This window comes from Pseudooceanicola batsensis HTCC2597 (assembly GCF_000152725.1).
Taxonomy (GTDB): domain Bacteria; phylum Pseudomonadota; class Alphaproteobacteria; order Rhodobacterales; family Rhodobacteraceae; genus Pseudooceanicola; species Pseudooceanicola batsensis.
Genome location: NZ_CH724131.1, coordinates 3,305,166 through 3,314,828, shown reverse-complemented (window position 1 = coordinate 3,314,828; position 9,663 = coordinate 3,305,166). Strand labels below are relative to the sequence as shown.

General features: G+C 66.4%; 8 protein-coding genes. 1 reads left to right on the top strand and 7 read right to left on the bottom strand.

The window, feature by feature from the left end:
* Positions 1-181 precede the first annotated feature (181 nt).
* On the top strand, positions 182-1,006 hold the full coding sequence (locus tag OB2597_RS19840) for an efflux RND transporter periplasmic adaptor subunit (protein ID WP_161601049.1): 825 nt from the start codon (positions 182-184) through the stop codon (positions 1,004-1,006).
* Positions 1,007-1,240: 234 nt separating this feature from the next.
* Here the strand turns inward: OB2597_RS19840 and OB2597_RS19835 are convergent, their stop codons facing one another.
* From OB2597_RS19835 to OB2597_RS19805, 7 genes are all read right to left on the bottom strand, one after another.
* Entirely contained in the window at positions 1,241-2,401 is a 1,161-nt protein-coding gene (locus tag OB2597_RS19835; RefSeq protein WP_009807413.1) for an acyl-CoA dehydrogenase family protein, read from the bottom strand.
* Between the two features lie 158 nt (positions 2,402-2,559).
* Complete coding sequence (locus OB2597_RS19830) at positions 2,560-3,717, bottom strand: acyl-CoA dehydrogenase family protein (RefSeq protein ID WP_009807411.1); 1,158 nt, start codon at positions 3,715-3,717, stop codon at positions 2,560-2,562.
* 119 nt (positions 3,718-3,836) lie between these two features.
* A complete protein-coding gene (locus tag OB2597_RS19825; RefSeq protein WP_009807410.1) occupies positions 3,837-5,000 on the bottom strand; it encodes an ABC transporter substrate-binding protein in 1,164 nt (387 codons plus the stop codon).
* Positions 5,001-5,030: 30 nt separating this feature from the next.
* A complete protein-coding gene (locus OB2597_RS19820) occupies positions 5,031-6,860 on the bottom strand; it encodes an AMP-dependent synthetase/ligase (protein ID WP_009807409.1) in 1,830 nt (609 codons plus the stop codon).
* Positions 6,851-7,612, bottom strand: coding sequence for an ABC transporter ATP-binding protein (locus OB2597_RS19815; protein ID WP_009807408.1), 762 nt, complete (start codon positions 7,610-7,612; stop codon positions 6,851-6,853). The genes OB2597_RS19820 and OB2597_RS19815 overlap by 10 nt, the downstream gene beginning before the upstream one ends.
* Before the next feature lie 187 nt (positions 7,613-7,799).
* Positions 7,800-8,570, bottom strand: coding sequence for an ABC transporter ATP-binding protein (locus OB2597_RS19810; RefSeq protein ID WP_009807407.1), 771 nt, complete (start codon positions 8,568-8,570; stop codon positions 7,800-7,802).
* Positions 8,567-9,661, bottom strand: a complete 1,095-nt coding sequence (locus OB2597_RS19805) for a branched-chain amino acid ABC transporter permease (RefSeq protein WP_009807406.1) — start codon at positions 9,659-9,661, stop codon at positions 8,567-8,569. The genes OB2597_RS19810 and OB2597_RS19805 overlap by 4 nt, the downstream gene beginning before the upstream one ends.
* Positions 9,662-9,663 lie beyond the last annotated feature (2 nt).

Genomic DNA, 9,663 nt, shown 5'->3' with positions numbered 1-9,663 from the left:
CTCGTTCCCCCCGAAACGAAAAAGACGTATGTAAAAAACTTTAAACAGTACAAAGACTGGCCTCTTCAGAGTACCAAACAGGGGTGCCACCGAGCAATGATTTGCTGATTGCCCGGGTCCTTTTCAGCGTCAGGGTGGGGACGGAGATGACCTTACGGAAGGTGCCGCAATGAGTATGCGGATGAAATCAAAAGCGGAATTTCGCTCACTCGCCTTGCCGCTTACTGTCGTTGCGCTAGCGCTACCTCATCCTGCGGTTGCGCTGGATCCCGTCCGATGCCTGATCGAAGCCGACGATCTGATCGAATTGTCCACGCCCGTGGCGGGAATCATTGCCGAGGTGACCGTCGGGCGGGGCGACAGGGTCGAGGCCGGTCAGGTGGTGGCCCGCATGGACAGCCGCGCCGAAGAGGCCAGCCTTAAACTGGCCGAGGCGCAGGCCGCGGACACGACGGCCATAGACGCCGCGCGGGTCCGGCTCGAGTTCCTCGAAACGCAGGCCGATCGCGCCGCGACCCTTGCCGCGCGCAACGCCGTCTCCGAGACGATCGCCAACGAGGCGCGTCAGGAGGCCGAGATCGCGCGCCAGTCGCTGCGCGAGGCCGAGTTCAACAAGCAGCTCGCCACCATCGAAGCCGAACGCGCGCGGGTCCAGCTGGATCAGAAAACGCTGCGGTCGCCGGTCTCGGGGGTGGTGACCGAACGGCTTCTCAGTCCGGGCGAATACCAGGCGGGAGAGACGCAGATCGTGACGGTGGCCAAGCTGGACGTTCTGAGGGTCGAGGCCTTCGCGCCGCTGGACTACTACCAGCACCTGGCGCCGGGTCAGACGGCCCTCATCCGGCCCGAGCCGCCGTTCGACACGCCGCACGAGGCGCGGATCACCGTGATCGACAACGTCTTCGACGCCTCGACCGCGACGTTCGGCATCCGGCTGAACCTGCCCAACGAGGATCTCGCCCTGCCCGCGGGACTGCGGTGCACCGTCGAGTTCCCCGGCGGCTGAAGCCCGTCCGTTCCGGTGCCCGAGGTGACCGGTCATCGGCACGAGCGCAGCACCCGGGGGTGGCGCGGTTGCCGCCGGGCGGTCACCGTGGCGTGGAGCAGTCTCGCGGGCAGCGATGCGGACATGCCTGGGCGGCCCGCGTCCCCTTTCCGGCCCCTGCCTCGACCGGGCGGGGATCGGTCCAGGGCGCCCCTGCCCCTGCCCCTTCGCGGCCAGCGGAAAGCGGCACCTGGGCTATGTCAGATCCCGGTCGCCCAGCCCAAGCCCCCGGCCGATGATCTCCTTCATGATCTCGGACGTGCCGGCATAGATCCGGGCGATCCGGGCATCGCGGAACATGTGGCTGATCTCGTATTCGTCCATGTAGCCCGCACCGCCGTGCAGCTGCAGCCCGGCATCCACCACATCGCCCTGCACCTCGGAGCACAGCAGCTTGGCCGCCGCCGCGTCCTCGGGCGTGAGCCGCTCGTCGTTCGCCAGCACGACGCATTGATCGAGATAGGCCTGCGCCGCATCCAGCCGCGCCCGCAGGTCGGCCATGACGAACCGGGTGTTCTGGAAGGCGCCGACCGGCTTGCCGAAGGCGCGCCGCTCCTTGACGAATTCCAGCGTGATGTCGAAGGCCGCCTGCGCGTGCGACAGAGAGGAAATCGCGCTCATCGTTCGTTCCACGGCGAGGCATTCGGCCATATAAGCAAAACCCATGCCCGGATCGCCCAGCAGGTTCTCCTTTGGCACGCGCACGTCGTCGAACCGGATCTCGGCGGTGTCCTGGACCGGCAGCCCCATCTTCTTCAGATGCCGCCCGAGGGAAAAGCCCTCCATCCCCGCCATCACGACAAAGAGGCCGATCCGGCCCCGCTTCTCGCCCGTCCTGGCGGCGACGACGAAGAGGTCACCGATCACGCCGTTCGAGATATAGGTCTTCGATCCGTTCAGCAGGTAGTGATCGCCCCTGTCCTCGGCCCGCGTGCGGATCGCGGCGAGGTCGGATCCGGTGTCGGGTTCGGTCATGGCGATGGCCATGATCGTCTCGCCGCTGACGGCGCCGGGCAGAAACCGCGCCTTCTGTTCGGACGTGGCGAAACGGTCGAGATAGGGCCCGACCAGCATGGAATGCGCATTGTGGAAAAAGCCGATGTCGGTCCAGCGGATCGTCTCCTCCTGCAGGACCTGATCATAGCGGATGTCGCGGATGGCGGGTCCGCCGTATTCCTCTCCGGCCCAGAGGCAGAGCCAGCCGTTCGCGCCGAAGGCCGTGAAATCCTCGCGGTCGACATGGCCCTGCGTCCGCCAGTGCGGGACCTTGGCCTGCATGTGCGCCTTGAGGTAGCGGCGGACCTGGTCGCGGAACATCTCGTGTTCGGGTTCGAGGTGCGTGCGGGGGAAGGGCATGGCGTATCCTCAGTGCGGGATGAGCGGCGGGATCGGGGGCTTTGCCCCCGTCGCCTGCGGCGACTCCCCCAGGATATTTTGCAGACCAAAGAAGGCCATGGGATCCGCAATCCGGGAGCGGCGCGCGCGCGGCGGCGGGGCGATCCCGAAACCCGGCATCAGTTCCGCTGCCGGTCGTCGAGGCCGAGGCCCCGGCCGATGATCTCGCGCATGATCTCGGAGGTGCCGGCGTAGATCCGGCTGATCCGGGCGTCGCGATAGAGCCGCGAGATCTCGTATTCGTCCATGTAGCCCGCGCCGCCGTGCAGCTGGAGGCATTCGTCCACCACGCGCCCCTCGACCTCGGAGGTGTAGAGCTTGGCCTCGGCCGCCATCTCGGCGCTCAGGCGGCCCGCCATGTGTTCGCGCACGCAGTGGTCGGTCAGCGCCCAGGCCGCATCCAGTTCGGTCCGGCACGAGGCCATCTTGAAACGGGAGTTCTGGAAGGTGCCGATGGCCTTTCCGAAGGCGCGACGCTCCATGATGTAATCCATGGTGATGTCGAAGGCGTGCTCGGCCCGCGCGACGAAGCCGACCGCGCCGATCAGGCGTTCCTCGGCGAGGTTCATCATCATCGTCTTGAAGCCGCCCCTCGGATCGCCCAGCACGTTTGCCTTGGGCACCTTCACGTCATCGAAGAAGAGCTCGGCCGTGTCCTGGCTCTCCAGCCCGACCTTCTTGAGGTTCCGGCCCCGGTCGAACCCGGGCGTTCCGTTCTCGACCCAGAAGAGACCGACCTCGTGGCTGGCCTCCGGGTTGGTCTTGGCCGCGACCAGGACCAGATCGGTCAGGAATCCGTTGGAGATGTAGGTCTTGGAGCCGTTGAGGATCCAGTGATCCTCGTGCTCCACCGCGCGCGTCTTGATGCCGGCCAGGTCGGACCCCGTGCCCGGTTCCGTCATGGCGATGGCGAGGATCGTGTCGCCCGACACCACGCCGGGCATGTATTTCTCGCGCTGCGCGTCGCTGGCGAAGTTCTGCAGGTAGGGCCCGACGATGCGGTTGTGCAGGCCGATGAAGAGGCCCGGCTCGCGCGGGCCGATCTCTTCCGTCAGGATCATGTCGTAGCGGAAGTCCGTGAGGCCGAGGCCGCCGTATTTCTCGTCAGCATACATGCAGAGAAAGCCCTGTTCCCCGGCGCTCTTCCAGATCTCGCGGCTGACGCAGCCGTCCTCACGCCACTGCTCGCCGTGGGGAAAGACCTCCTTCTCGGCCCAGGCCCGGACGGACTTGCGGAAAATCTCGTGTTCTTCGTCATAGATCGTGCGGTTCAGCATCGGTCGCTCTCTCGGTTGTCTGCGCGCAAGCCTCCACGTGCCCCGGCCTGGCGCCGGGGCCGCATGTCGGTTCAGGCGGAAGGGGGGGCCCCGGCGCGAGGCCGGGGCGCCGGGTCATGTCACTCGATCGTCTGGACCAGGACCCAGGACCCGTTCTCGATCCGGTTCACGAAGATCTCGTCCGCGCCCTCATGGTCCTCCGCGCTGAAATCGACGTGGTTCCCGGCGATCTTGTCCTCGTAGTCGAGCGTCTCCATCGCGGCGATGAAGCTTTCGCGGGTGAGGTCCGGTCCCGCCGCTTCCAGGGCGGCGGTCAGGATGCCCGCGCCCGACCGGCCGAGCAGGGCGCCGGTGCCGGGATAATCCTCGCCGGTCGCCTCCTTGAACTGCGCGACCCATTCGGCGACCTCGGGTTCACCCAGCCGCGCCTCGAGGTCCTGCCAGCCGGCGGCGGAATAGACCCCGTCCATCACGCCCTGCTGGGCCAGGCCCTTGGCGACCACGGTGTGGAAACCGGCGCTGGACAGCATGAACTTCAGGTCTTCCATCCCCAGCTTGCGGGCGGTGGCGATGGCGTTGATCATCTGGCTGATGCCGAGCGCCATGCCGACCGTGTCGCAGCCGGACTCCCTGACGCGGCCGAGCGCCCCGGTAAAGTCGCTCTCGTCCGGCTTGTGGCCGATCTCGGCCCCCAGTTCGATACTGCCCGCCTCGGCGAGGTCATGAACGGCGGCCTCGATCTCCTTGCCGAAGTCCGTGGGCAGGATCATCAGGCAGACCTTCTCGGTCCCCTCGTTCTCCTGCATGTAGGCGATGGCCGCCTTGACCGCGTCGTAATAGGAGGATGTGCCGGCGAACTTCCAGGGCTCGAAGGGTTCGACCATCTGACGGGCGGCGGTGATGGGCGAGATGTTGGGCACGCCCTGCGGCCCCATCAGCTGGAACATGGCCAGGTTGTGCGGCGTGCCGAGGTTCAGCAGCATCGCGAAGACCCCGTCGCGGTTGATCAGCTTGTTCGCGGCCTGCGCGGCGCGCGGCACCTGATAGCCGTGGTCCTCGACGATATAGGTGATCTTGCGGCCATGGATGCCGCCATTGGCGTTGATCTCGTCGAAATGGGCCTTGGCGGCCGCGACGGCGGGGACCGAGAAGGGCGCGAAGATGCCGCTCAGGTCATGCGCGCCGCCGATCCTGATCTCGTCATCCGTCACGCCCGGCGTCTGCGCCAGCAGAGGCGAGGCGGCGAGCGTCGCGGCCGCAGCCAGAGATTTGAGGTATTTCATTCTTTTCCTCCCTTGATGGACCCCTGGGGGTCAGTACATCTCGTCTATCAGCGCCGCGTGACGCTGGTTCACGAAATTCCGTTTCAGCTTCATCGTCGGCGTCAGCTCCTCGTCCTCGGCCGTCAGAAGGATGTCGATCAGGCGGAAATCCTTGATCTGTTCCACCTGCGCGAACTGCCGGTTCGCCTCGGCCACGACGCCGCCTATCAGGTCCCGCACCTCGGGCGCGCGGGTGAGCGAGGCGAAATCGGAGAAGGGGATCTGCCGGTCCTGCGCGAATTTCTCGACATTCTCCTGGTCGATCATGATGAGGCAGGTCAGGTATTTCCGCCGGTCGCCGATCACCACGGCATCCGAGACGTAGGGCGAGAACTTGAGCTTCGACTCGATCTCGGCGGGGGTGATGTTCTTGCCGCCGGCGGTGATGATGATGTCCTTGAGCCGTCCGGTGATGGTCAGCGCGCCATCGTTGCCGATCCGGCCGACGTCACCGGTGCGCAGCCAGCCGTCCTCGGTCATGGTCTCGGCCGTCTTCTCGGGCTTGTTCCAGTAGCCGCCGAAGACGCAGGGACCGCCGATCAGCAGCTCTCCGGTCTCGTCGATGCGCATCTCGACGCCGGGTATGGCGGTTCCCACGGTGCCGATGCGGTTGTCCTCGACCGTGTTGACGGTTGCGATGCCGGCGGTCTCGGTCATGCCGTAGCCCTCGATCAGGGGCACGCCCAGGGCGCCGAACCAATGGATCAGGTCGGGCGAGATCGGCGCCGCGCCCGAGGTCACCCGCCGCGCATTGGCGAGACCCAGCATCCGGCGCAGGTTCGCAAGGACCGTGAAGTCCGCGACCGCATGGGCCAGCCGCAGGCCCGCACCCGGGTTTTCCGCCTGCGCGTAACGGTGCCCGACGGCCAGCGCCCAGTCGAAGGCCCTGGCGCCGATCGGCCCGGCCTCGGAGCGCAGGATCATCACGCGGGAGTAGATCTTCTCCCAGATGCGCGGCACGCCCGAGAAGCTGTCGGGGCTGACCTCCTGCAGGTTGTCGAAGACCGTCTCGGGGCTTTCGGCGAAATTGACGATGCAGCCGTTGGCGATCGGCGCCTCGACCGAGACGATGCGCTCGAGCACGTGGCAGAGTGGCAGGAAACACAGCAGGTTGTCGCTCTCGAGGAATTCCAGGCACTCGCTCCCGGACCGCATCTGGAAGATCATGTTGCGATGCGTGATCATCGCGCCCTTGGGCGGGCCGGTGGTGCCGGAGGTATAGATCAGCATGCGCGGATCCTCCGGCCGGACAGCCTTGATCGCCTCTTCGAACAGTCCCGGTTCGCGGGTCTCCTCGGTTTCGCCCATGGCGTAGAGTTCGTCGAGGAACATGACCTTCGGATCGGAGAAGGAGGCGAGCCCCTCGCGCTCCATCACCACGACCTTCTGGATGCCCTCCATCCGGTCCCGCGCCTCGAGATACTTGTCGAGCTGTTCGTCATTCTCCACGAAGAGCACCCGCGCCCCGCTGTCATTGGCCAGATAGGCCAGCTGCGCGGCGCTGTCGGTGGTGTAGACCCCCGCCGGGATCGCCCCGATCGAAGCCGAGGCAAGGTCGATGTAGAGCCATTCGCGCCGGTCCTCGGCGAGGATCAGCACCGGCTCGCCCTTCTTGACGCCGAGCGCCATCAGCGCGCGGCCGATCTTGCGCGCGCAATCGTAGTAGTCGCGCCAGGAATAGGCCTGCCAGATGCCCAGTTCCTTCTCGCGGTGCGCGACGCGGTCGCCGTACCTGGCGCAACGGTCGGCCCAGAGGCTGGTGATCGTCTCGTGCCCGTCGAAGCTGAGGTACTGCGAGGTATCCACGCGGCTCATCTCCATGTCTTGCGCCTCTTCCAGCGTTTCTGGTCGCGCTGCGTCTCGCCCGTGCGGCCGAGATAGAATTCCTGGATATCGTCCGAGGCGCGCAGTTTCTCGGTGCTACCGGCCATCACGATCCGGCCCATTTCCAGCACGTATCCCTTATGCGCGGTCGCCAGCGCGATATGGGCGTTCTGTTCCACCAGCAGCATGGTCACGCCCTGCTCGGCGTTCAGCCGCGCGATGATCCCGAAGATCTCCTGCGTCAGCAGGGGCGAGAGGCCGAGCGAGGGCTCGTCCAGCATCATGAGCCGGGGTCGCGCCATCAGACCGCGCCCGATGGCCAGCATCTGCTGCTGCCCGCCCGAAAGGAAGCCCGCGGCCTGGCGGCGCCGCTCCTTCAGGATGGGGAAATATTCATAGACCAGGTCGAGGTCGTCGGCGCTGCTGTCGCGGCGGGTATAGGCGCCGAGCCTGAGGTTCTCCTCGATCGTGAGGTAGGGAAAGACCTCGCGGCCCTCGGGAACCAGCGCGATGCCCTTCTGCACGACGCGGTCGGGGTCGAGCCCGGCGATCTGGTCGCCCATGAAGTCGATGGTGCCCTTTTCGGGGTCCATCAGCCCCGCGATGGTCTTCATCAGGGTCGTCTTGCCGGCGCCGTTGGCTCCGAGGATGGTGACGATCTCGCCCTGGTCGACATCGATCGAGACGCCGCGCAGGGCCATGATCGCGCCGTAGAAGGTTTCGAGGTTGCGGGTGGAAAGGACGGTCATGCGTTGCCCCCCCGCGCGACATGCCCCGGCCCCCGCGCCGGGGCCTCCCGACCGTTCCTGTTGCCCGAACCGCCCTTCTGTTCAGCGGGGTCCCGGCCCAAAAACCGGGGGGGCGCAAAGCGCTGCGCCTTGTGCCGGCGGCCCCGGCGCGGGGGCCGGGGCGCGTCGGGGACGACCACGACGCCGCTCATGCCGCCGCCCCCGTTCCCAGGTAGGCCGCCTGCACATCCGGGTGCGCCTGCACCTCGGCCGGGGACCCAAGCGCCAGCGGCTGACCGTTGGCCATCGCCAGCACCCGGTCCGACACCTGGTTCACCAGGCTCATGTCATGTTCCACCATCAGCACCGTCAGCCCCATGTCGCGGCGCATGTCCTCGATCCAGAAGGCCACGTCGCGGGTCTCCTCGACGGACAGGCCCGAGGCCGGTTCGTCCAGCAGGATCAGCTTGGGTCCGATGGCCAGCGCGCGGCCGATCTCGACCACCTTGCGGACGCCGTAGGGCAGCCCCGCGATCATCTTCTTGCGGTAGGCCTCGAGCTCCAGCAACTCGATCACCTGCTCGACCCGGCGGCGGTGCTCGCGCTCTTCCTGCCGGACCTTGGGCAGGAACAGGATGTCCTGCACGAAATTCGTTCCCCGGTGCGTGTGCCGCCCCATCAGCAGGTTGTCGAGCACGGTGGAATGATCGAAGAGTTCGATGTTCTGGAACGTCCTCGCGATCCCGAGGCCCGCGATGTCGTGCGCCTTCAGCCCGGTGATGTCCCGCCCGTCGAACCGGATCGTGCCCCGCGTCGGCGGATAGACCCGGCTGATCAGGTTGAAGATCGTCGACTTGCCGGCGCCGTTCGGGCCGATGATGGCAAAGACCTCGCCCTGCTCGACGCTGAACGACACGCCGTCCACGGCCTTCACCCCGCCGAAATGGATGGCCAGGTCCTCGACTTGCAGCAGGCTCATTTCATCCGCTCCGTCTTGAGATAGGATTTCTGGCGGCGGAACATGTCCTTGCGCGCCAGCGGGAAGATCTCGAACCAGGTCCGGATCTTCAGCCAGCGGCCATATAGCCCCGTCGGTTCGTAGATGATGAAGCCGATCAGGATCAGCGAGAAGATCATCGTGTCGAGCCCGGGGATGCCGCTCAGGTCGATGCCGATCCCGACGAGATTGTCGCGCAGGATCGAGATCAGCTGCGGCACCGCGGTGATCAGGATTGCCCCCAGGAACGCGCCCTGGATGAAGCCCAGCCCCCCGATGGTGACCACCAGCAGCAGGTTGATCGAGATGAAGATCGAGAAGAGCTCGTAGTTGAAGAAGCCGATGTAATGCCCCATCAGCGCGCCCGCCAGGCCCGTGACGCCCGAGGACAGGCCGAAGGCCAGCGCCCGTGTCCGCGTCACGTTGATGCCGAGCGCGCGGGCCGATACCTCGCTGTCGCGCACCGCCAGGAACGACCGCCCCGTGGGCGAGCGCATCAGGTTCGCATAGCCCCAGGTCACGACCGCCACGACAGCCAGGCACAGCCAGTAGAAGTTCGGCAGCGCCGCGTAGCGGTCGAAGCTGATCCCGAGGATCGTGACCGAGGGCGCCATGATGCCGCCCACGCCACCGGTGATCGGCTCCAGCAGGATGACCATTTCCTCGACGATGACGAAGACGGCCAGCGTGGCGATGGCCAGGTAGATGCCGGACATCCGCACCGCCGGCACCGCGATGATCGCGCCGAAGAGCCCGGTGATCAGGCCCGCGACGGGGAAGCTGACGAGGAAGGGCAGACCCGCGTTCATCAGGGCAGAGTCCGCATAGGCGCCGATGGCGAGGAAGGCCGCGTGGCCCAGGCTCACCTGCCCGGTATGTCCCACGGCCACCATCAGCCCCATGCCGGCCAGTGCCCAGATCAGCGTGTTGGCCGCCTCGGCCAGGTAGTAGTCGCCCACAAGGAAGGGCAGCGCCACCATGATCGCCAGAAGAACGGCGATCTTGGCCCGGCTCTGACCGTGCTCGTGCAGGTCGATGTCGCGATCGTAGCTTGTCTTGAAGACCACCCGCATCC

Coding starts and splice junctions, on each gene's coding strand:
- OB2597_RS19830 (WP_009807411.1), bottom strand. CDS start 3,717: ATGCTGAACCGCACGATCTATGACGAAGAACACGAGATTTTCCGCAAG.
- OB2597_RS19825 (WP_009807410.1), bottom strand. CDS start 5,000: ATGAAATACCTCAAATCTCTGGCTGCGGCCGCGACGCTCGCCGCCTCG.
- OB2597_RS19820 (WP_009807409.1), bottom strand. CDS start 6,860: ATGGAGATGAGCCGCGTGGATACCTCGCAGTACCTCAGCTTCGACGGG.
- OB2597_RS19805 (WP_009807406.1), bottom strand. CDS start 9,661: ATGCGGGTGGTCTTCAAGACAAGCTACGATCGCGACATCGACCTGCAC.
- OB2597_RS19840 (WP_161601049.1), top strand. CDS start 182: ATGAAATCAAAAGCGGAATTTCGCTCACTCGCCTTGCCGCTTACTGTC.
- OB2597_RS19835 (WP_009807413.1), bottom strand. CDS start 2,401: ATGCCCTTCCCCCGCACGCACCTCGAACCCGAACACGAGATGTTCCGC.
- OB2597_RS19810 (WP_009807407.1), bottom strand. CDS start 8,570: ATGAGCCTGCTGCAAGTCGAGGACCTGGCCATCCATTTCGGCGGGGTG.
- OB2597_RS19815 (WP_009807408.1), bottom strand. CDS start 7,612: ATGACCGTCCTTTCCACCCGCAACCTCGAAACCTTCTACGGCGCGATC.